The organism is Pseudoalteromonas sp. 13-15 (assembly GCF_001468205.2).
Classification (GTDB): domain Bacteria; phylum Pseudomonadota; class Gammaproteobacteria; order Enterobacterales; family Alteromonadaceae; genus Pseudoalteromonas; species Pseudoalteromonas marina.
In genome coordinates this window covers 689,817-713,146 of record NZ_CP019163.1, presented here as the reverse complement: position 1 = coordinate 713,146, position 23,330 = coordinate 689,817, and the positions used below count along the sequence as shown (strand labels likewise).

The following is a 23,330-nucleotide window of genomic DNA, read 5'->3' as shown; positions in this document are numbered from 1 at the left end:
GGTTAATAATAGGGAAGTAATATTACTTCCCTATTATTTCAATATTTCCCTTTGCAATATTTATGAGCCCGTAGCTGTGCAGACGAGAGCGAGAGCCTTCTCCATATGCTTTTGGAGGGTAATAAATCTCTTTTTCCTCAGGATATTCATTCAAAACGTCGTCAAGCGAAGCCCTTATTTCACTCAACGTTTTTTCAAGGCTATTATTGAAGTTTGGTCGCTTCCTTATCGTATGCCCTAGCTCTGTTAATCGGGAAAAATACTTGTTGGCAAGTTCAATAAGCTCATCGGGTACATTTTTATTATGATTTAAAATAACATCACCATTAGCTGAACAATACTCAACAAGGGCTAGGTAAAAACACAATGGCTTATTAGCTAATTGAACGCTGTGCTCTTTATCATAACTATGTGAAAGTGTTTTATTGCGTAAATCAATTATGACCGCTAAAGGCATTGGCATTGATGCAGCAGAGTTAATACTCTTGTTTAAGCTTAGCTTGCTTTTCTTACTTTCTACCACTTTTAACCACACAGCAACAAAGAGACTGATAAGTAAAAAAAACAAAAAAAAGATTTTATTACTAGGTGTCAAGTAATGCTCATCTACACTAAAAATAATATTCACAGGGCCTTCACTCGTCGCTAAGCTACTGATAAATTGCTTTGCCTTTAAATCGCTGTGAGCAATCTCGCCTGTACTGATATCGATGACACGCAAGTTACTCATTCTTAGATAACTATTTAGTGAGTCAATATAGCCAACTAAAGCATCTTTATTACCTGCATGCTTATACAGTTCATTTGGCAAATCGAGTAATGGTAAATCTAGTGCAATTTGTTTTTCAATTTGGACCTTTTGCTGCTCGCTAACACGCTCTGTTTTATTAATCATAGATATATAAAACACTAAAGAAAGCATTAAAAAAATACATGAGGACATTGCAGAAAATTTAAGCCTACTCATTATCTTCACCTATCTTAAAAACAGCTGTATTATTCTCACATTGCCAAAAGGGCGAAACATTTTGATAATAATGAAGTTCTTGGTCTTTAGACATAGCCATTAGGTGTTCTTGTACAGCACATAACAAATCTGTGTTGTTTTGTTGCATTTTCAAGTACCAACGTGTGCCTGTTATGTTATTGCTTAATGGGGTGATATAGTTTTTCGAGAAACGGTCTTTATCGTTTTCTTTCCAAAACGACGCAATAATATCTACTTTACCGTTGGCTAATAAATCTCGTAGTTCATTATGAGAACTTGCGTACAAAATATTTAAATTTGCAATATTTATATCGAGATCTTTAAAGACCTGTTTTGGAAGAATATGCCCTGAGCGACTCGTTGGGTAATCAAGCAGCCCTATTTTTTTGTCTAAAAAATAAGATTTTGAAATAATTGGCTTTTCTTTTGAAGATATAAAGAATGCAGTGTAATCAGAAAAACCAACAACGGGCATATAATTATAGGTAGATTCAGCTTTAAAAGCCGCCATAATGTTGTTTTTTGCGAGTATCAGGTCTGCAATTCCTTTACCTACAAACTCTAAACTGCTTGATGTTTTATACCCCCAATACCCAACAACCACTCCGTACTGTTTAGCAACGACATAATCACCACACAACTTCTGTGTAAGTTGCACTGCAATATTTTTAGAGGGTGTAAATACAATAAGCTCACTATCGTTTGCGGTCGCTGTTGTACGACATGTTGTTGATGTTTCAATAAGTACAGGAAAAGCGAGTTCATCGTCATTTATAATTAATTGACCACACACCCAAGCAAAAACTATTACTATAAACAAAAATGTAACAATTGAAGTTTTTTGCAATACCGTATTTTTAATATTCAAGCTAAAGACATCCTAAAATACATTACTTATTCATTTGAACAATTTTAATTACTTATTACAACAAGTAATTTTACCTATAGATGCTAAGGCACTGATTTATAATAAATATGAATAAGAAATTATGAATTTTATTGAGTCCTTCCTAATTTCAACAAAAGTAAGGACAATTGACCTTATTACAACGCAGCAACACCACTCCAAATTAATTAGGGAACCTTAATGCGTATCAATGTAAAATATTCGATAACGTCAGCGCTTTTAATAGGTGCCATTTTTACAAGTAGCGATTCACTTGCTTGGGGCCAAAACGGTCACCGGGTTGTAGGTAAAATTGCTGAATCTCATATAACAGACACCACAAAGTCAGCTATTAAGCCATTCTTAGCGGGTGAATCACTTGCACAGGTTTCAACTTGGCCTGACGAGATGCGCTCAAACCCGGGGAAATTTTGGCAAAAGCAATCTTCTCGTTGGCACTACATTAACGCCTCACCTAACAAGTCCTTCACAATCAATCACGACCATACAAACAACAAAGAGTCGGTTAGCAATATTCTAGAAGGCATCCACTATTCTATAAAAACACTCAAAGATAAAAACAGCAGCCTAGATGCAAAGCAATTTAGTTTACGTTTTTTAGTTCACTTAGTTGGTGATAGCCATCAACCTTTCCATGCAGGAAGAAGCGAAGATAGAGGCGGAAACCGTATTAAAGTGTCGTTTTTTGGTCAAGATACAAACTTACACAGCTTATGGGATACTAAATTAGTTGAAAACGAAAACTTATCATTTACTGAGTACGCGCAGTTTATAAATACTAATAACAGTGAACTAATTGCAGAATATTTAGAAAGTACACCAACTACTTGGATTGAAGAATCTCATAATTTAGCAAATGCACTTTATAAATCTACAAATGAAGAAGTTGGCTACAGCTATGTTTATAAAAATACACCTATTGTAAAAACACGTCTGCTACAAGCAGGTGTCCGATTGGCTGGTTTGTTAAACGCTATGTTTGACCCTTCAGCTAAAGAGCTGGAAAAAGCGTTAAAAAAAGTATCTATGTAATTTGTGACACATAAAACCTACACACGGGGATTTTTTGTAAAAGCTTGTTTTACATTTCACAAGTTTGTCATAAAACATCGGTAGTATGAGCTCGCTAATAGAGTGATTACTCAAAAAAAGGTAAAAATAGTCAAAATTTGTACTATTTATTAAAAAAACATTGCAGTTGTATTTTATTTGTAACAAACAATTGGGGTACAATAGCGATGGTTTTTAAAATATAAACCTGCATTTAGTTTATTTTTTGAAAACCAAAAAATAAAAATATAAAAATTTAATTATTAACTACACGGGAAAATTAAATGAAAACTCAAATACGCAAAACGGCCCTATCACTTGCTATCGCAGCATGTGTTGGTGTTAGTGGCGCTGCAATTGCAAATGAAACAACATCTGCAATTAAAGGTCAAATCACTGGTCCTAACGGCAACCCTGCTGCTGGCACTAAAATTACAATTTTACACGTTCCTTCAGGCTCAGTTAAAACAACTGAAACTAATGATGCTGGTTACTTTACAGCTAAAGGCCTACGTGTTGGTGGTCCATACAGAGTAGTTGTAGATTCTGACACTTATGCAGACCAAGAGTTCAATAACATTATTCTTAACATTGGTAACGATTACCCGGTAAATGCTTCTTTAGAGAATATCTCTAACATCGAGCAAATTGTAGTTACGGGTGCTCCTATCAGTGCTATGTCTGGTGGTACAGGTCCTGCGTCTACTTTTACGCTAACGGATCTTGAAAACCAACCAGCTATCAACCGTGATTTAAAAGACATCATCCGTATTGACCCACGTATCACAATTGATGATAGCCGTGGTTCAATCAACTGTGGTGGTGGTAACCCACGTTACAACAGCTTAACGCTTGACGGCGTTCGCATGAACGATAACTTCGGTTTAAGCTCAAACGGTTACCCTACTATCCGTGCCCCTTTCTCTTTCGACTCTATTGAACAAGTTTCAGCTGAGCTAGCCCCTTTTGACGTTCAATACGGTGGCTTTACATCGTGTAACATCAACGCTGTAACTAAATCTGGTGGCAACGACGTTCACGGTGGTGTTTTCTTCGATTACACAAGCGATTCAATGAAAGGCGACGAAATTGAAGGTGATGAAGTTGATAACGGTAACTACACTGAAAAACGTTACGGTTTCAACGTAGGCCTTCCGCTTGTTGAAGATACATTATTTTTATACACCTCATACGAAAAACTTGAAGGTGTTCGCCAGTTTAACTACGACGGTTTAAACACTGGTAGCGTAACAGCTGATGACATTACACGTATCACTAATGCAGCTCAATCGGTATATGGTTACGATGTTGGTGGTATGCCATCAAGCATGCCTGTTGAAGATGAAAAAATCTTAGTAAAACTAGATTGGAACATCAACGAAGATCACCGTGCAAACTTAATCTACAACTACAACGACGGTAACACAATTTCTCAGTCTGATACTGGTTCTAGCCGTGTTTCTTTATCAAACCACTTCTATGATCAAAGCGCTGAGTTTACATCAATCATTGGTTCTGTATATTCAGATTGGTCAGACGATTTTTCTACTGAAGTTCGTTTAGGTAAATCAGAGTTAGACGCAACGGTTCAGTCATTAGATGCTGCAAGCAGCTTTGGTGAAATGCAAATACGTACTGATAATGGCGGTACTGTATTCATTGGTCCAGATGATTCTCGTCAGTCAAACGACCTAGATTACGACACAACTACATTTAAAGTTGCTGGTACTTATTACTTAGACCAACACACTATTACTGCTGGCTATGAATATGAAAATCTAAGCGTTTTTAACTTGTTTGTGCAGCACACTGAAGGTGAGTACCGTTTTGGTTCAATCGATGAATTTGAATCAGGTATAGCCGACCGAATCTACTACAACAACTCAGCTGGAACAAACAATCCAACTGATTCGGGTGCTAGTTTTGAGTATGCTCAACACACGTTTTATGTACAAGATGAATACGCATTTACTGACTTAGATGCAACCATTCAGTTTGGTTTACGTTACGACAAGTACACAAGCGATGACGTTCCTAACTTTAACGAGAACTTCACTAATCGTTATGGTTACAGCAATCAGTCTACATTTGATGGTATTGACTTACTGCAACCACGTGTTGGTTTCCAATGGTATGCAACAGATGAGCTTGAAGTTCGTGCTGGCCTAGGCTTGTTCTCTGGTGGTAACCCTAACGTATGGCTGTCTAACTCATACTCAAATGACGGTATTACACAAATCGCTACAAGAGAGAGTCAACTAAGTAATTATGATTCTGATTCAAGAACTATTGACTTGTTTAACACTCCAAACGTAAATGGCGGAACTCCTGGCTTTGAAGTTCCACAAGAACTTTATGATATCATTGGTGCTACAGAAATTGGTTCTGGTGATGGTACAGTTAATGCTGTAGACCCAGATTTTGAAATTCCTTCAGAGTGGAAATACTCACTAGGTGCTACATACACAACTGAAGACGAATACGTAATTTCTGTAGACTACTTATACTCTAAGAAGAAAGATGCTGCTGTGATGCGTGACATTTCACTTCAAGATAGTGGCGAAACTACGTTTGATGGTCGCCCTATTTATGAAAGAATCGATGGTCGCGGTGGTGATTTACTTCTTACTAACGTAAGTGGTAACAGCGGTGATTCTTCAGTTATTTCTGCTGCAATCAGCAAAATGTACGACAACGGCATTAACTTTAGCTTTGGTTATGCATACACAGATGCAGACGATGTAAACCCAATGACTAGCTCTACAGCCGGTTCTAACTACGGTAACATCGCGCTTTCAAACCCTGGTAACCCTGGTGTTGCGTCTTCAGATTATGAAATTCCGCACCGTTTCACTATGACACTTGGTTACAAACATGAGTTTGTAGATGGCTTTGAGACACGCTTTAACCTTTACGGTGAAGCATATAAAGGTTTACCTTACAGCTTCACGTTCGACGGGAGCGATAGTGTTTGGGGTGATGAAAGCTGGAATGGTAGCCGTCAATTACTTTACGTCCCACTTGAAAACGATCCAAACGTTGTTTACGACATGTCGGCTGATGAAATCAATGAATTCAATGACTTCATTGCTTCTGAAGGACTTAAACGCGGTGAAATTGCAGGCCGTAACCAACAAAATTCAGATTGGTTTGTTAAGTTTAACTTTAAGATTACACAAGAATTACCAGGCTTTATGGAAGGTCATAAAGGTGAAGCATTCTTCGTAATCGACAACCTTACAAACATGCTAAATGATGACTGGGGCGTACTTAAGAAAGGTCCTTTCGTAGGTGCAAGCATGATCTCAACATCTTTAGATGATCAAGGTCGTTACGTTTACTCAGGCTTTAACGGTAATAACGCAAATACTTCAGTGCAAACTGGTGCGTCATTATGGGAAATGCGTGTAGGCGTACGTTACACTTTCTAATCTAACTTGTTAGACTAGTTTATTTGATAAAAGCCCATCATTTGATGGGCTTTTTTATGCCTGTAATTTATTTTTTAGCTTATTAAGTACACTTATTAATAAACCTTGTTCATGTGTGTTTAACGAAGCCAATAGTTCTTTTTCCCACTTTAACGCCTCGGGTACTATTTTTTTATACATATCTTTTCCAGCTTCACTTAATGAAAGCATGGCTGCGCGCTTATCCTCTGAATTAATTTGAGTTATTAGCAACTTTTTTTCTACTAATATTTTTATTGCACGCGACACAGTCGATTTATCCATATTTGCCTGCGTACATAAATTTTTGGCATTACTTTGACCAAATTGCGCTAAATTAGCCAAAATTCGCCATTGAGGTATCGTTAAGTCAAATTTGGTCTGGTATACCTTAGCAAGGTCATTACTTACCAAACCTGCTACATTAATTAGCTGATATGCTAAAAAGGTGTCTAAATCCAGTTTCATTGTTATCCCGTTAAATAGGTTTACTAGCTGTTCATTTATATTTACATACACATTCATAGAGCAATTTGAAATTACTCTCACTTGAGAGTATCTTAACTTAAATAAATAAAACATAAAACTAGCCTTCTCTCACAGGAGTCAGTAATGGCAGAACAGTTAAAGTACATGACCGGTTTTGGTAATGAGTTTGAAACCGAAGCGCTACCCCGTGCCTTGCCTATAGGGCAATTTACTCCTCAAAAAGTTAAGTACGATCTTTACACTGAACAATTTAGCTCTACAGCATTTACCGCGCCTAGAGCCGCAAATCGCAGAACATGGCTGTATCGGTTACGCCCTTCGGTAGTGCAAGGTGATTACACCGCTGTTGATAACGGCTTGATTCGAACTGCGCCTATAACTGAAGCCGTAACACCTCCGACTATGCTTCGCTGGAACCCCGTTGAAATTCCTACAAAGCCAACTGATTTTCTAGATGGACTCATAACAATGGCTGCTAACGGCAGTGCTAATGGGCAATCTGGCATCGGTATTCATGTTTATGTTGCTAACAAGTCTATGGTTGATCGCTACTTTTACAACGCTGACGGTGAAATGCTATTTGTACCCCAACAAGGCGAGCTACTCCTGCATACAGAATGCGGTAAGCTCTGTGTAAAACCAGGTGAAGTTGCAGTTATACCCCGAGGAATGAAGTTTTCTGTTGATTTAATACAATCAACGGCCCGTGGTTATATCTGCGAAAACTATGGTCATGCTTTGGAGCTTGCAGAGCGAGGCCCGGTTGGTGCAAACGGCTATGCCAACGACCGTGACTTTCAATACCCAGTTGCGGCTTTTGAAGATAAAGAAGGTGATTTTGAACTAGTGTCAAAATTTAATGGCAACTTATTCAGCTGTGAGATTAAGCATTCCCCGTTCGATGTTGTTGCATGGACAGGTAATAGCGCGCCTTATAAATACGATTTATCGCGATTTAATGTAATGAATACAGTAAGCTTTGACCATCCGGATCCGTCTATATTTACCGTTTTAACCTCGCCATCAGCTACTGAAGGGATGGCTAATGTTGATTTTGTCATTTTTCCACCGCGTTGGATGGTTGCTGAAAACACGTTTCGTCCGCCCTACTATCATCGTAATATCATGAGTGAATTTATGGGGTTAATTGAAGGTATATATGATGCAAAAGAGCATGGCTTTGTGCCAGGTGGCGCAAGTCTTCATAACTGTATGTCTCCGCATGGACCTGAAGCGGATGTATTTGAAAAAGCATCTAATGCGGAACTGGTTCCACAAAAATACGAAAATACCTTAGCGTTTATGTTTGAATCACGTTATGTCATTTCACCAACTAAATACGCATTAGAAGGTAATGAGCGCCAACCAAATTACACAGATTGTTGGCGAACAATTAAAAAACACTATTCAGGCAACAAGGATTAATTATGAAGCTATACAGTTATTTTCGCTCATCAGCTGCATACCGAGTGCGTATTGCGTTAAACCTAAAAAAAATTGACCATGAGCTCGCAATTGTAAATCTTTTAAAATCAGAGCAGCTTGAGGAAGGTTACCTAACACTAAACCCACAAGGGCTTTTACCAGCCCTTGAAACAGATGAAGGTGTACTTGGTCAATCATTAGCTATTTTAGAATGGCTTGATGAAACATACCCACAGTCACCATTAATTAGCGGCTCTGCTTGGCAAAAAGCCCAAATAAGAAACTTAAGTTTTGCAATAGCGTGTGATATTCACCCAATGAATAATTTGCGAGTACTTAAGTATTTGTCGAATGAATTAAAAGTAGACGATGATGCTAAAAACACCTGGTACAAACATTGGGTTGAAGTAGGTTTTGATAAAATAGAAATACTACTTGGAGACGACGATTACTGTGTTGGAAACAAGCCAAGCCTTGCTGATGTTTGCTTGGTACCTCAGGTATTTAATGCTATTCGTTTTAATGTAGATATGAGTCGTTATCCAAAAATTGCAGCCATTTATGAACGATGTAATAAATTAGCTGCGTTTAATGATGCCGCACCGCAAAATCAACCCGATGCGACCTAAATACTGCTGAGCTTAACTTTTGAGCGCGCTATGAATAATCGTAACGTGCTCAATTAAATCTAAACCCAAATCCGTTAAGTAACCGCCATCAGGGCTATCTATAACGCCTTTATCAAATAATCGTTGTGCTGCTTCTATCAAGCTTGCTTCTGCGTCAGAATGTAATTTGATACCCTGCATTTTGCTATCAAGCGGAAACTTTGCAAGTAATGTGAATTCATCTATCATCAGCTGGTTAAATTTCATGTGTGTGTACCTTTTATTGTTCTGTTTATTTTTTAGTGTGTAATATTACACTAGCATGTTTTTTAGCATTACGTACTATTTTTAAAGTCAATTTTAGGAGAATGTTATGCGCGCATTAATAATTCTATCCGCCTGTTTTTTAAGCTTATCACTCTCGTTATTTTGTAATGCCGAGCCGCATAACAGCCGCACTTTTGTGAACGCAAGTCAGTTAACTCAGCACCAAACAATGTGTTGGTACGACGACAAACGCTATAGTGAAGGCGCATTAATTAGCGTTGATACGTTCAATTTACTGTGCGGTGCCAAAAACCCCAACCAAACCAATAGCGCATTAATGTGGCTTAAGCTCAATGAGCAAGGGAAAGTTATTTACCCAAATCGACCTAAAAAGATTACAGTGAAATAGCCTGCTTATTGTATTTAAGCTACAATAAGCATAGTTTAAATAAGCAGTATGGCTATGGATAATCAACCTAAAAACCCACTACATGGGATCACACTAGAACAAATATTGGTCGAGTTAGAGCAGCGACTTGGCTGGAAAACGCTGGGCGAACAAGTAAAAATTAAGTGTTTTACGGATGCACCAAGCATAAAATCTAGCTTAAAATTTTTACGCAAAACCCCGTGGGCCAGAGACAAAGTTGAAGCGTTATATATTCATACAATAAATAACAAACCACTTCGCAAACCAAAAAGCGCACCTCGTAAAACAACAAACAAGGCTCCAGATACAACTGACTTTGTTTGGCCATCAATAAAAAAGTAAAAATATAAATAAAGGCGCACTTTAATGCGCCTTTATATTTTAGTTTTACTAAATTTCCTTACTGATCACATTAAGCGATGCTGGCAGTATTTCAATAACAAGCCTATCAGCCGTTTTCACTTCGCCATCAATGACATATTTAATTCCGTTCTCTGAAGATATTTCGACTTTTTTAGCATTTGTGTGTTGAGAATTAATGGCTAAATGGCTTTGCGTTATGCTGCTAAACATAAGCTCGGCAATACTCAGTACCGTAGTGGAATTTTCTTTATTGGGTATAAGCCAATTTATATCGAGTAGCCCATCACTATGATTAGGCTGCCCTCCCCCTTGAGCAAGTAGCGTTGTAAACGGTGCTGCATTAGCAACAACAAAGCTGCTTGTAGTGATCATCATTGGGTCGTTATCGTCCAATTTAACGTTGAGCTGTTGCGATTTTTGTTCCGAAAACGCCTGAAAAAATCCTGTTAAATAAGCGAGTTGCCCAAATTTATTTTTAAATTCGCGGTCAGCTTTTTCAATCATTGCATGTTCAAAACCTATCCCGGCTAAAAGTAGCATTAAATCGTCATTACAATATGCCGTATCTATTAACGTAGATTGACCATCAATAATTAAATCACACGCTTGCTCTACAGGTATAAATTTTGAACTTATTCCCATTAAAACGTGAGCAAGCGCATTAGCAGTCCCGAGCGGAATAATACCCAACTTACAGGGTGAATTAACTAATACGCTCGCAACTTCCGCTACTGTTCCATCGCCACCACAGGCAATAACAATATCAGGGTTTTCACCAAGCGCTTGTTTGGCAAGCTCTATACCATTAATGTCTGGGCTTGTGGTCATTACGGTTAAATCGTAATAAGTTGACAGGCGTGCAATTATAAATTGCTCTTTTTCTTGCCATATTTTTGTACCCGACACGGGATTTGCAATTAGAAATGCACGATTTTTAATTACTAGTTCGCCACTTTTGTGTCGCTTTGCTAGGTGGCGCAGTTGGCGTTTATTTAGATTAGCGGTTTCACGTGTTTCTTTAATTTGGGCAAGCACATCATGCACGTCGGCGTGTTTATTTTGACTAAGTAAGTAAGCAGCCATTACAAACACTGAACGTCCGCGGCCCAACGCACAATGCACAACCACTTTATTGTTTTTTTGGATTTGATGATGAATCCAATTTATTGCCTGGTTAAGCTGAGAGTGTGTTGGCACGCTATGATCAAGTACTGGGATATTTAAGTAGTTAATACGCTCTTGTGTCGAGCTCCACTCTAAACCGTCAAACTCACAAGTAACATCTAATATAGCGGTAATATTATTGCTTTTTAACGTGTCTATATCCGAGGGAAATAAGCGGCATGCTAAAAAAAGGTTATCGTTAATTTGCTGAATTGGTGGCACTTTATCATGCTTACGCGACCACGCGTTGTACACTTGCGCCCCCAATAAAAAAGGAATAAACGCCCAGCGTATATAAAATGGAATAACGCCGTTTTCTCGCTTTCTGAAAATTTTACCTATATTAAAAATGTATGCCCCACTGACCAATGACAGTGATAGCGCGGTCCAGTAAAAAAATAACGAAAAATAAATTGAATGTATTTCCCACCCTATAAAAATAAGTACACACGCTAATATCAAATAACTAATTGCAGCCCACATAAGATCTCCATTTATATTTATTGCTATTCATTAATTAACAAACAGCTTTTATAATTGTATTTGCAATTTACAAGCCACAAAACGGTAAAGCATATGGCACCACTTTTTATTTATGTTATTGATATTTAGTAGCTATTTAAATACCGTCTTTTTTGGTTTGTATGGGCTTTGCTCTTTTTACACAATGGGTGTGTTAATTTTTCACACGTATCATAGTAGTACCTAACTAAGTCTAAGTCTTAGTTCCATATTAGTAAATCTGACTCACCAAGCTAATTTATTTTAAGTGTAACTTAGCGTAGCGACTCTGCTATAAACAAAAATCGGCTCAACCATTACAGATGCTTTTCTCTAATATAGTTTTTAAACTCACAGAATCATACCAAATAATAAACTACAGATAGTCATTGCAAAAAAGAGCGAAAAGTATACTGTTGCAAGCTACTTAACTTTTTTGCATCCAAGTTCTAGCCTCAACCGTTTTTAAAAAGAGAATAAAAATAAATAGGATATTTATGGAAAACGATAATTTACTGTCTCTGTTATACGATACATCACAGGGTGATAAGCATGCATTTTCAACCTTGTATCAACAAACAAGCGGAAAGCTTTTTGCCATTAGCTTAAATATGCTTTCTAACAGAGCACACGCCGAAGAAGTGTTGCAAGACGCATTCATTAAAATATGGCATAACGCCTCAGAATACAATGCTTCTAAAGGCACCGTCATAAGCTGGATGATAAGTATAGTACGTTATAGAAGTCTTGATGCGTTGCGTTACAACAAAGTAAGAAAAGAGCAAACAATGGGAGATGATGACTTTGATATTCAGAGCGTCGATGTCAACTATGACGAAAATACTAAATTAGTAAACTGTATAGAGCAGCTTGAACCCCAGCAAAAGCAGGCCATTCATTTAGCTTACTATAAGGGGCTTAGTCACAGCGAGCTAGTAGACCATATAGAGTCGCCATTGGGCACAGTTAAAAGCTGGATCAGACGCGGGCTTACACAACTTCAGAGGTGTTTAACATTATGAATTATACAAAACCCGAGCTGTTAGACGCGCTAGCAGGACAATATGTACTTGGCACACTCAAGGGGCTGGCACGAAAACGTTTTCAGCGCTTGTTGCTTAGCTCAAGCAAAGCACGTGAGGCAATTTTTATGTGGGAGCAAAACCTTAATAATCTAGCAAGTGCAATTACACCACAAGCACCTAGCGATTCTGTTTGGGAAAACATTTTGCAAGGTATTGAGTCAAAAACAGTGCCTAGTCAAACAGTGGTGCAAACTAAGCCGTCGATTTGGCAGACATGGTCGTTTATAGCCACCGCCGCGTGTATTGTGTTGGCATTTTTAGTCATTCAACCGGCCAAAGAAGTGACGCAATATCAGCAAATTGCACTCGTGCAAAACCAAGATAAACAGTCTTTATGGTTTATTGAAGTAAACGAAGATGCATTAACTATTAAAGCCAGTAGTCAATTAGTTGCCCAAAGAGATAAAGATTATCAACTATGGATGATTTTAAAAGGGCAAGATTTACCTGTTTCGTTAGGTATATTACCTAAACAAGGCGGTAAATTTTTGCTAAAAGATAAACGCTTTAACGCTGACGATATCTCACTGCTAGCAGTCAGTTTAGAGCCTTTAGGTGGTTCGCCAAACGGCTTACCTACCGAGGTACTTTATACAACCGAACTCGTGTTACTTTAACCCCTTGTATGGCTGCTTATATAAGCAGCCATTTTTTATTTAAATAAAATGTAACTTTTTTGCATCCAATCTAAATTCCCCCCCGTTATTAGCTATGACTTCTATTTAAAACTAAAGGAAAAAGTCATGAAAGCTTTAACACCATCAATACTCGCAGTAGTAATATGCAGCACTTTTATTAGCGCACCAAGTAACGCATCAAGTCACCGAGAAGCGCCAAATATTAGTCGCTTTCCGACCTTAGATTCTACCGATTTTTATGTATTTAATAGCTATGAACAAGGAAAAGAAGAGTACGTCACACTAATTGCAAACTATATTCCATTACAGGATGCCTACGGCGGCCCTAATTATTTTGCAATGGACCCAGATGCAACTTACAGCATACACATAGATAACGATGGCGATGCCGTTGAAGACATTACTTTTGCATTTGATTTCCAAAGCATGCTACCAAACGATAATCAAGGTGTGCAATTAGCTGTAGGCCCAGAAGGCAACCAGCGTACTGTTTCTGTACCACTCAAAAATGTGGGTGGTGTATCAGCCGGTGATAATAGCGCAACTAACTTCAGTGAATCATATACTCTGAGTATGATTAATGGGCCGCAGCGCACAGGTGTTGCAACCTCATTAAATAATACCACTACGGGCACATCTACATTCAGTAAGCCACTTGATTATATTGGTAATAAAACATTTACCTCTAAAGCTGACTATCAAACTTACGCAGATCAATTTGTATATAATGTGTCAATCCCGGGTTGTGAAAGCATGGCACAAGTATTTGTTGGCCAAAGAAAAGATGCGTTTGTCGTTAACCTTGGTAAAACATTCGATTTAGTAAACTACGTACCAGTAGAGGGCGACAGCGCTCCGGGTGCTGGTGATGCAGGTGGCTTCCCTGGAGGTATTACCCAATCGGCTGACAATGACGACCTTGCAGATAAAAACGTGACATCAATTGCTATTGAAGTACCAAAAAGCTGTATTGTAGGCGAAGGTAATGGCGTTATTGGTTCGTGGACCACTGCAAGTTTACCACAAGCTCGCATACTAAACCCGAATGCTAAATTTGCTAATAATGCAGTTAATGGTGGTGCACTTACTCAAGTATCGCGTTTGGGTAATCCACTTGTTAATGAGCTTGTTATTGGCATAAAGGATAAGGATACCTTCTCTACAGCACATCCCAAAGACGATGGACAGTTTTTAGATTATGTATCTCACCCAGCCCTTCCTGAACTTTTAAATATTTTATTCAAGGATGCTGTTAATACGACACTTGGCGCTAACCTCGAAACATTAGCCCCAACAAACTTTCCTCGTACCGATTTAATTACTGCATTTTTAACAGGTTTTGCTGGTGTTAATCAACAAGCAACCGTCACTCCCTCTGAAATGCTTCGTTTAAACACAAACATCGCGGCAACAGCGCAAAGTGAGCAGTCTGCATTTGGTGTTGCAGGAAACGATTTAGCTGGCTTTCCAAACGGCCGACGCCCTGGCGATGATGTTGTTGATATTGCTCTGCGCGTAGTAATGGGTCGTTTATGTCATCCTATTCCTGTTGCAGGCGAAGATACTGACCTAGGCTTGTGTACTCCCGAAGATGCAAGCGTTGGTACAGTACCATTTACCGATGGCGCACCTGTTGATGCAACAATGATGGACTCAACCTTTCCGTACTTAGCTACCCCACTTGCGGGCTCTAAATAAGGAGTAAACTAATGCAACACTTAAAAATAACGCATATAGGTATTCTGCTTAGCGCATTAACGCTGGGAGCGTGTAGCAATGATGACGACAATAAAAAGCCGTTGCCTGAGGTTAATACAGCGCCTTCAGTTAGCGACATCATGTTAACAACGCAAACGGAGGTGAATATTACCGACTCACTTACAGCCATAGATAAAGAAGGTGATTCACTTACTTATTCATTGGTCAGTGAGCCTTCATTAGGCATGGTAAATATTGACGCTGATGGCAACTTTACTTACACACCAAATAAAGAGGTTACGGGCACAGATAGCTTTACTTTTGGCGTATCTGATGGCGTTAACAGCCAAGTAAGTGCAATGGTTAATATCACTATTGAAGCTTTGCAAGTCGACTTTACTCAGTTTACTAGCGATGCATTTAACCAAGCACCGAATGCAGAGCCACTCTCTGTAAATGGAAGAGAGTTTACAAATAAAGACACAGATATTAATAATTTAATTAGTAATCAGTAAATAAGCTGACTGGCCATGGATGGCTATTTTAAGGATACAAATATGAAATCACCTCTAGTAAACCTGATGATTACATTAAGCTTAGTGTGCTCATTTGAGCTTTTTGCAGCGGCTTATACACCTAATGACAACGACGTAATAGCAGTCACTAAATCGGATTTAACTGCCTCACTATCGATAAATGAAATAGAAAATCTAGTCAATAAAAGTCAATTCGTTGGACAAACGGAGCATATGCAAGGGGTACTCAAAAACAGGCTCGCAGAAATATACTTAAATGAGCCAACGCCACAGGTAGGCTATTTGTATGCACGCGTTTTACAAAAAGAGCATTTGTTTAATGATGCGATAAACACTGCTAATAGTGTTTTAAAAATAACGCCTGATCACAGCAACACTCATCTATTGCTGGCTAATTTGTACATGACACAAGGCCAGTTTGAACTTGCTAAACAGCATTGCTTAGCACTAATAACAAGGGTAAGCACATTAACGGCCAGTACTTGTGTACTAGACGTGCAAAGTCAGCACGGTAATTTATTAAGAAGTTATCAATCTTTATTAAAGCTAACGAACAATAAGCCTATTGGACTCAATACAAAACATGTCCTAGCTGAAATGAGCTTTAGATTACAAAACTACACAAACGCATTAAAGCACCTTGAAAATATAAATTTAGTAAACTCTCCAGTAAGCCTAATTGCTTTATGGGCAGACATACAACTGGGCTTAAACAAGCCACAGCAAGTGATAACCAAATTAAGTAATTTATTAAAAGAATCGCACGATCTAGAAGATGCGCTTTTGCTGCGCTTAGCCATCGCAGAAAAAAAACTAAACACAACACAATACAAATGGCAAAACGCCATGAAGCAACGAGTAGAGCTCAGAGAAATTCGCCACGACAGCTTTCACGCAAGTGACCTCGCCAACTATTATATTCACGTGCAGCCAAACAAATCTAAAGCCTTGTATTGGGCAAATATTAACTGGCAACAAGCTAAAATGAATATCGACCAAGCGCTGATTGTTCAAGCAAAAAGGATGTAAATGTTATGAGAATATTAATACGCGTATTTTCTATTATGTTGTTAAGCTTATTATTTTCAACAGCAGCTTTTGCGCACCAGTTAAGCACCGGCTACATTACGCTTAATAGCAACAATACAGCTCAATACAGCGGCAATTGGGAAATCAATGTTGCAGATTTAGAGCACGTTATAGCACTCGACTTAGACCAAAACGCCAACATTACCTGGTCTGAAATAAAAGCAAAACGCGACTCAATTGACGCATTTATAAAAAACAATCTTATCGCAGAACAAAACGAACAAACTTGCGCACTCACTGTAAATAACAATTACCAGGTAAGTGAGCACTTTAATCAGCCTTACTTGGTATTACCTGTGTCATTTTCGTGTTTAACAAATAACGAGATTACGCTTAAGTATTCAGCCTTTTTTCAAGATGACGCAAATCATAAAGTCATTGTTAATGTGAATAACATAGCACGTGTGTTTAGTATAAATGAGCCTAGCCAAACCTTTAATACTAACCAGTCGAGCTATTTAGATACCTTTACAGAATATGTGTATCAGGGCGTATTACACATTTGGATAGGCATCGATCATATTTTATTTTTAATTGCGCTATTACTAACTTGTGTTTTAACCCGTGATAAAAACACCTGGCAGCCCATTAGCTCTAAAAAACACATTATCAAACACACTGCATGGATTGTTACAGCATTTACGCTTGCTCATTCTATAACGCTTACAGCAACAGCGCTTGATTTAATATCTCTCAATACTCGCTGGGTTGAACTAATTATTGCAATTTCTGTATTGTTTGCAGCCCTTAATAATGTTTGGCCCGTTGTTTTGCGTTTAGGCTGGCTGACATTTGCTTTTGGGTTACTTCACGGGATGGGATTTGCGAGTGTACTTGGTGAATTAGGTTTGTCGAGTAACTATCAATTAATGAGCATATTGGCATTTAATTTAGGGGTAGAGATTGGCCAACTAAGTATTTTATTAGTAGCGTTGCCTTTATTAATTGCATTTAGAAAAACCGCTTGGTATGTAAAATGGTTAATGCCTGCAGGGTCTATAGGTATTGCCGTTGTGGCTCTAAACTGGTCTATTGAACGCTTTTGAACATAACTATACCCATTCGCCTAATTAAGTGATCTATTTTGAAGATGGAAAAACGTCTTGATAGCTAGGAAAACAATTCGCTATTTAGTTGTTATCGGCAATTTCTACTGCATTGCTCTGCATTCATGCAGTCGTAAATGAGAGTTTTTTAACGTAAATAGCGAGGCGTTTAGCCCCACAAAATGATTAAGTATTATTGCGGCTTGGTATTACTTTAAACGGTTGTTAATACTATAAACCCGCTAATATAGCGGGCATATAGTTTATGCATTTTAATAGCACTATTTTAATCTTCAAACGGCATTAACAACGTTTTCATTGCCGGGCGAAGCGCAATTAAAACTGTCTCTTCGGTAAGTTCGGGGTAAAGCACTTTTCGCAAAAGTAAGCCTGCCATTACTGAAAAAATAACATTAATACGGCTTTCTAGCTCTACCTCATCTATGCCTTTTATCACACTGCGTTCACTTATTAGCAATTGGCGCATTCTATTTCGCGCTTGCGTGTCGGCATCACGTAATAGTTTAGCTACCTTTACGTTTCTACCAGCTTCAGCGAGCATTTCTAAATCAACCGCGCATTCACCGGTATCCATATGCCTTTGAACGCCGATATTTAAACCGTTCAATAATACTGTGAGCGTATCTTCTGGTTGCCCTTCAAAATGCTCAAATATAGAAAACATTTCTTCCATATCTTTTTCAATAATACTTTCTATAATGGCTTCTTTACTTTCAAAGTAGTTATAAATATGCCCGGCACTCATTCCTGCTGTTCTGGATATTTCAGCCATACCTGCAGCATGAAAGCCTTTACGACGAAAGCATTCAGCCGCCGCAGTTAAAACCTGATCACGACGCGCTTTGGCTATCGCTGGATCTGTCTGTCTTTTAGTTTTCATACAAAGCTCCACTGCCAAGTGATTAGACTCGACAATAAGGCAAATACTTAATCATTTTGAAATACGCCTTTCACTCATAAATAAGTATTTAGCCCTATATAAATCTAGTTAATTAGCTGCAAAAAGGTGTTTACAGCTAAAACCCTTACTTAGTTGGTTTGATCGCTTTTCTCCCAGCCACCGCCCACTACTTTATACAGGCTAATTTGGCTAGCTAACAAAGCCTGTTGACCCAAAATTTGCTGTTGCTGTGCAGCGTACCAGCTGCGTTGTGCATCAAGGACTTGTAAATAGCTATCAACACCTTTATCGTAACGCGCCTTTGATAGCGAAAACGTAGACCCTCGGCTTTGTAGTAACATATCAAGTGCGCTTAATTGCGCTTGATAGCCTTCGTTATCTGCTAACGCATCGGCGACTTCGCGAAATGCTTGCTGAATTTTTTGCTGATAAGTAACTACAGCAATTTGTTGGTCGGCCTTAGCAACATCTAGCTGAGCTTGGTTTCTGCCCATATTAAAAATAGGTAAAGTAACTGATGGAATAAAACTCCACGTACCCGAACCTGCATCAAATAAATCACTTAAATCGTTAGAGGCAGTTCCCGCATTAGCCGTTAAGCTAATACTGGGGTAAAAAGCAGCACGCGCTACACCAATGTTGGCATTAGCGGCTAATAACTGATGTTCTGCTGCTTTAATATCTGGGCGTTGAGTTAATAAATCAGAAGGTAAACCAACCGGTATTTTAGGCAACGCTAATAACGAGTCCAGCACCTTATTTGGCAGAAGTTCAGGGCTTACTGGTTTTCCTACTAATAAATCAAGTGCGTTTTTATCGCGCTTTAATAAACGTTTATACGTTGCAATATCAACCTTTGCGCTGGCAACGGTACTTTTCAGTTGCTCTAACGTAATTTTAGATGCTGCGCCTAAATCAAAACTTTTTTGAGTAAGCCCAAGCGACGCTTGTTGCGATTTTAACGTTTCCTCAGCAAGCCCAAGTAACTGTTGATCGGTTGCATAATTAAGCCACGCATTAGCCAGCTCTGCTACCAGCGACACTTGCGTGCTGTATTGAGTAAGCTCAGTAGAGTATAAATTTTGCAACGCTTGTTGAGTTTGGTTACGAACCTTACCCCATATATCTAATTCGTATGAGGTAATACCTACAGTAGCACTGTATTGCGAGCTTATAGTGGCCTCATTAGTACTTGTTAAACTGGCAGGCAGACGCTGGCGAGTGCCCGAACCATTAACATTTAAGGACGGATACAATACTGAGTTTTCTATTTGATACAACCCACGTACCCGCTGCACATTGAGCATCGCAATTTGCAGATCTTTGTTGTGCTCAAGGCTTTGACCTATAAGCACCTGTAATTTTTTATCGCTAAAAAACTGCTGCCACTTTAATGTGTTAACTGTGGCTTGCTCTGTTTGAACTGAATACGTTTCGGGTACTGGCAGCGCCAAACTGTGCTGTTCAGGTGCCAACTGGCACCCACTTAAAGCAGCCAACGCAAGCACACTCAACGAAAAGGTTTTTATATGCATTATGCTGTCTCCTCGTTAGTGTCTTTTTCTTTTGCAGGGAATACACGGCGTACTAATACAAAAAACAGCGGCACAAAAACAACAACCAAAATAGAAGAGGCGAGTGTTCCACCAATAATTGAAATGCCTAATGCGTTTTGCGCACCAGAGCCTGCACTTGATGCTATAGCGAGTGGAATAACACCACAAATAAAGGCCATTGAAGTCATTAAAATTGGGCGTAAACGCAGTCTTACTGCAGCCACAGCCGCTTCAACTAAATCAAGCCCTTCGTCCATTTTATGGATAGCAAATTCCACAATTAATATGGCATTTTTAGACGCTAACCCTATCGTAGTTAATAAGCCCACTTGCAGGTAAATATCGTTTGATAATCCGCTACCCAATGCAGCCATAGCAGCACCAAATATACCTAACGGAACAATCATCATAACCGCAAACGGTACCGACCAACTTTCATAAAGAGCCGCTAAACATAAAAATACAAATAACAACGACAAACCATACAATAAAGGTGCTTGGCCGCTGCTAGAGCGTTCTTGAAATGAAATACCGGTCCATTCAGACGATATACCATTTGGCAGCTGTTTTACCAAGCGCTCCATTTCATCCATTGCTTGTCCTGTGCTGTAACCAGGTGCAGCGGTTCCTTGTATTTCCATTGCTGAAAAGCCATTGTAACGTTCTAAACGCGGCGAACCATAAGTCCAATAGGCCGTTGCAAAGGCAGAAAACGGAACCATATCACCCTCATTATTACGTACATACCACTTATTTAAATCTTCAGGCACCATTCGAGATTCAGCATCGCCTTGCATATATACTTTTTTAACACGCCCACGGTCAATGAAGTCATTTACATAACTACTGCCCCAAGCCGTAGCAAGGGTGTTATTAATATCGGTTTGCGACACACCCAATGCTTGTGCTTTAGCTAAATCGGTATCGAGTTGTATTTCTGGCATATCTTCTTGACCATTAGGGCGTACACCAGCCAATATCGGGCTTTGGCTTGCTAAACCTAATAGTTGATTACGTGCTGCTAAAAGCGCATCGTGGCCCAAACCTACACGGTCTTGTAAAAATATATTAAAACCATTTGCTGTTCCCAGTTCTACAATTGCTGGTGGTGGAAAAGCAAACACAAACGCTTCTTTAATACTGGAAAAGTACCCCATAGCTTTACCTGCTACACCTTGCACAGATAAATCATCACGTTGGCGTTCATCCCAATGCTTAAGATTAACAAACCCTATTGCTGAGTTTTGGCCAGAACCTGCAAAGCTAAACCCGGTAACAGTAAAAATACCGTTTACTGCTTCAGATTGTTCGTTCAAGTAGTGGTTTTCTACTTTTTTAACCACTTCAAGTGTTTGCTCGGTTGTAGAACCCGCAGGTAACGAAACTTGGTTAAATAATATGCCTTGGTCTTCATCTGGTAAGAATGCGGTTGGTAAATTTGAAAACACATAAGCCATTCCACCTACAATTAAAAAGTATATAACAAGGTAGCGTTTAGCATGTTTGATCATACGGCTCACAAAGCTTTGCGCACCCGAATTTGTTTTGTCGAACCCGCGGTTAAACCCTGTAAAAAATTTACCAAATAACGACTTATCATTATGAACATGGCTAGGCTTCAAAAGCGTTGCACACAGTGCCGGCGTAAGTATAAGCGCCACAAGTACCGATAAACCCATAGCAGAAACAAGGGTAATTGAGAATTGACGATAGATTATGCCCGTCGAGCCGCTAAAAAAGGCCATCGGAATAAATACAGCAGAAAGCACCATTGCAATACCAACAAGTGCGCCTTTAATTTCGTCCATTGATTTGCGGGTTGCATCAAGCGCTGAGAGTTTTTCTTCGGTCATCAGTCGCTCTACGTTTTCTACAACAACAATGGCATCATCAACTAGTAACCCGATGGCAAGCACCATAGCAAACATGGTCAATGTATTAATTGAGTAACCAAAAGTGTATAAAATACCAAACGTACCCAGCAATACCACTGGCACTGCAATTGTTGGAATAAGCGTTGCTCTAAAGTTTTGTAAAAACAAGTACATAACAACAAACACCAACACAACCGCTTCTATAAGCGTATGAATTACTTTTTCAATTGAAAGCGCCACAAACGGTGTAGTGTCGTAAGGCACAACCGCTTCAAGTCCCTCAGGAAAAAATGGCTCTAATTCGGCAATGGCATCTTTTACACCCTGCGCAGTATCAAGCGCGTTGGCGCCACTGGCCAATTTAATCCCTAAGCCAGAAGCTGGTTTTCCGTCATAACGCGCGACAACTCGGTAGCTTTCACCACCTAGCTCAACACGGGCAACATCACTCAACTTTACAAAAGAGCCATCAGCATTGGTTTTAACTAAAATATCTCTAAATTGCTCAGGCGTTTGTAAGCGGCTTTGCGCGGTCACAGTCGCGTTGAGTTGCTGTCCCGCCACCGCAGGCATAGCACCTAATTGCCCAGCCGACACTTGTGCATTTTGAGCACTGATAGATGCACTTATATCTGCAGGCGTTAATTTATAGTTTTGAAGCTTAGCCGGATCTAACCAAATACGCATTGCATACTGCGAGCCAAATAACTGAACTTCACCCACACCTTCAACACGCGAAACAATATCTTGCACGTTTGATGACACATAGTCGCCAATATCAATGTTGGTCATGCTGCCATCTTTAGACATAAACGCATAAACCATCAAAAAGTTACGGGCTGACTTTGCAACCACAACACCTTGCCTTTGCACGGCTTCAGGTAATAGTGGCGTTGCAGTAGCTAACTTGTTTTGTACTTGAACCTGAGCAATATCAGGGTCGGTTTCAGCGCTAAACGACAGTGTGAGCGTTGCTGAACCGCTAGACTCTGACGTTGACGACATGTATAACAAGCCATCTAAGCCTTTCATTTTTTGCTCTATCACTTGTGTAACAGTATCTTCGAGCGTACGCGCCGATGCACCTGGGTAGGTAGCCGTAATACTTATTGCTGGCGGCGCGATAGACGGATACTGCGCAATAGGTAAACTTTTAATTGCTAATATACCTGCTAGCATCACTACTATGGCAAGTACCCAAGCAAATATAGGTCTATCGATAAAAAATCGTGACATGTAAATTCT

At 39.2% G+C, this 23,330-nt stretch carries 20 protein-coding genes; 12 read left to right on the top strand and 8 right to left on the bottom strand.

The features are described 5' to 3' along the window. Nucleotides 1–22: 22 nt before the first annotated feature. Both ATS72_RS18690 and ATS72_RS18685 read right to left on the bottom strand, forming a co-directional pair. A complete protein-coding gene (locus ATS72_RS18690) occupies nt 23–967 on the bottom strand; it encodes a hypothetical protein (protein ID WP_058429775.1) in 945 nt (314 codons plus the stop codon). Continuing rightward, entirely contained in the window at nt 960–1,856 is an 897-nt protein-coding gene (locus ATS72_RS18685; RefSeq protein ID WP_058429776.1) for a hypothetical protein, read from the bottom strand. The genes ATS72_RS18690 and ATS72_RS18685 overlap by 8 nt, the downstream gene beginning before the upstream one ends. Nucleotides 1,857–2,075: 219 nt before the next feature. Between ATS72_RS18685 and ATS72_RS18680 the strand changes: the two genes are divergently transcribed. Both ATS72_RS18680 and ATS72_RS18675 read left to right on the top strand, forming a co-directional pair. Next, a complete protein-coding gene (locus ATS72_RS18680) occupies nt 2,076–2,927 on the top strand; it encodes a S1/P1 nuclease (protein ID WP_058429777.1) in 852 nt (283 codons plus the stop codon). 302 nt (nt 2,928–3,229) lie between these two features. Continuing rightward, entirely contained in the window at nt 3,230–6,376 is a 3,147-nt protein-coding gene (locus tag ATS72_RS18675) for a TonB-dependent receptor (RefSeq protein ID WP_058429778.1), read from the top strand. A gap of 54 nt (nt 6,377–6,430) precedes the next feature. Here ATS72_RS18675 and ATS72_RS18670 read toward each other — a convergent pair whose 3' ends face one another. Further along, nucleotides 6,431–6,862 carry a MarR family winged helix-turn-helix transcriptional regulator gene (locus ATS72_RS18670; protein WP_058429956.1) on the bottom strand — a complete coding sequence of 144 codons (432 nt, stop codon included), beginning with the start codon at nt 6,860–6,862 and terminating at the stop codon, nt 6,431–6,433. A 144-nt stretch (nt 6,863–7,006) separates the two neighbouring features. Here ATS72_RS18670 and hmgA point away from each other — a divergent pair, with 144 nt between their 5' ends. Both hmgA and maiA read left to right on the top strand, forming a co-directional pair. Further along, the gene (gene hmgA, locus ATS72_RS18665) at nt 7,007–8,308 is read left to right on the top strand and encodes a homogentisate 1,2-dioxygenase (protein WP_058429779.1); all 1,302 of its coding nucleotides are present in this window, start codon (nt 7,007–7,009) and stop codon (nt 8,306–8,308) included. A 2-nt stretch (nt 8,309–8,310) separates the two neighbouring features. Continuing rightward, nucleotides 8,311–8,937 carry a maleylacetoacetate isomerase gene (maiA, locus tag ATS72_RS18660; RefSeq protein WP_058429780.1) on the top strand — a complete coding sequence of 209 codons (627 nt, stop codon included), beginning with the start codon at nt 8,311–8,313 and terminating at the stop codon, nt 8,935–8,937. Nucleotides 8,938–8,949: 12 nt separating this feature from the next. Here the strand turns inward: maiA and ATS72_RS18655 are convergent, their stop codons facing one another. Then, on the bottom strand, nt 8,950–9,183 hold the full coding sequence (locus ATS72_RS18655; protein ID WP_006791677.1) for a TIGR02647 family protein: 234 nt from the start codon (nt 9,181–9,183) through the stop codon (nt 8,950–8,952). 106 nt (nt 9,184–9,289) lie between these two features. Between ATS72_RS18655 and ATS72_RS18650 the strand changes: the two genes are divergently transcribed. Both ATS72_RS18650 and ATS72_RS18645 read left to right on the top strand, forming a co-directional pair. Next, nucleotides 9,290–9,592, top strand: a complete 303-nt coding sequence (locus ATS72_RS18650; RefSeq protein ID WP_058429781.1) for a DUF1496 domain-containing protein — start codon at nt 9,290–9,292, stop codon at nt 9,590–9,592. A 54-nt stretch (nt 9,593–9,646) separates the two neighbouring features. Beyond that, the gene (locus ATS72_RS18645) at nt 9,647–9,955 is read left to right on the top strand and encodes a VF530 family DNA-binding protein (RefSeq protein WP_008126252.1); all 309 of its coding nucleotides are present in this window, start codon (nt 9,647–9,649) and stop codon (nt 9,953–9,955) included. A 48-nt stretch (nt 9,956–10,003) separates the two neighbouring features. On the opposite strand, the gene ATS72_RS18640 is transcribed toward ATS72_RS18645, so the two are convergent. After that, a complete protein-coding gene (locus ATS72_RS18640; protein ID WP_058429782.1) occupies nt 10,004–11,623 on the bottom strand; it encodes a diacylglycerol kinase family protein in 1,620 nt (539 codons plus the stop codon). 515 nt (nt 11,624–12,138) lie between these two features. Between ATS72_RS18640 and ATS72_RS18635 the strand changes: the two genes are divergently transcribed. The 6 genes from ATS72_RS18635 to ATS72_RS18610 all read left to right on the top strand — a co-directional run bounded on the left by ATS72_RS18635 (nt 12,139) and on the right by ATS72_RS18610 (nt 17,733). After that, complete coding sequence (locus ATS72_RS18635) at nt 12,139–12,663, top strand: sigma-70 family RNA polymerase sigma factor (protein ID WP_006791673.1); 525 nt, start codon at nt 12,139–12,141, stop codon at nt 12,661–12,663. Beyond that, nucleotides 12,660–13,343, top strand: coding sequence for an anti-sigma factor (locus tag ATS72_RS18630; protein WP_058429783.1), 684 nt, complete (start codon nt 12,660–12,662; stop codon nt 13,341–13,343). Before ATS72_RS18635 ends, ATS72_RS18630 begins: the two co-directional genes overlap by 4 nt. 126 nt (nt 13,344–13,469) lie before the next feature. Continuing rightward, on the top strand, nt 13,470–15,062 hold the full coding sequence (locus ATS72_RS18625; protein ID WP_058429784.1) for a DUF4331 domain-containing protein: 1,593 nt from the start codon (nt 13,470–13,472) through the stop codon (nt 15,060–15,062). A gap of 11 nt (nt 15,063–15,073) precedes the next feature. Then, the gene (locus ATS72_RS18620) at nt 15,074–15,577 is read left to right on the top strand and encodes an Ig-like domain-containing protein (protein WP_058429785.1); all 504 of its coding nucleotides are present in this window, start codon (nt 15,074–15,076) and stop codon (nt 15,575–15,577) included. 42 nt (nt 15,578–15,619) lie between these two features. Further along, on the top strand, nt 15,620–16,627 hold the full coding sequence (locus tag ATS72_RS18615) for a tetratricopeptide repeat protein (protein WP_058429786.1): 1,008 nt from the start codon (nt 15,620–15,622) through the stop codon (nt 16,625–16,627). A gap of 5 nt (nt 16,628–16,632) precedes the next feature. Then, a complete protein-coding gene (locus tag ATS72_RS18610; RefSeq protein WP_058429787.1) occupies nt 16,633–17,733 on the top strand; it encodes a HupE/UreJ family protein in 1,101 nt (366 codons plus the stop codon). Nucleotides 17,734–18,019: 286 nt separating this feature from the next. Here ATS72_RS18610 and ATS72_RS18605 read toward each other — a convergent pair whose 3' ends face one another. The 3 genes from ATS72_RS18605 to ATS72_RS18595 all read right to left on the bottom strand — a co-directional run bounded on the left by ATS72_RS18605 (nt 18,020) and on the right by ATS72_RS18595 (nt 23,321). Continuing rightward, nucleotides 18,020–18,634 (bottom strand): TetR/AcrR family transcriptional regulator, encoded by a 615-nt coding sequence (locus ATS72_RS18605; protein WP_010556746.1) that lies wholly within the window; start codon nt 18,632–18,634, stop codon nt 18,020–18,022. A 149-nt stretch (nt 18,635–18,783) separates the two neighbouring features. Beyond that, on the bottom strand, nt 18,784–20,190 hold the full coding sequence (locus ATS72_RS18600; RefSeq protein ID WP_058429788.1) for an efflux transporter outer membrane subunit: 1,407 nt from the start codon (nt 20,188–20,190) through the stop codon (nt 18,784–18,786). Beyond that, complete coding sequence (locus ATS72_RS18595) at nt 20,190–23,321, bottom strand: efflux RND transporter permease subunit (protein ID WP_058429789.1); 3,132 nt, start codon at nt 23,319–23,321, stop codon at nt 20,190–20,192. Before ATS72_RS18595 ends, ATS72_RS18600 begins: the two co-directional genes overlap by 1 nt. Nucleotides 23,322–23,330: the final 9 nt, after the last annotated feature.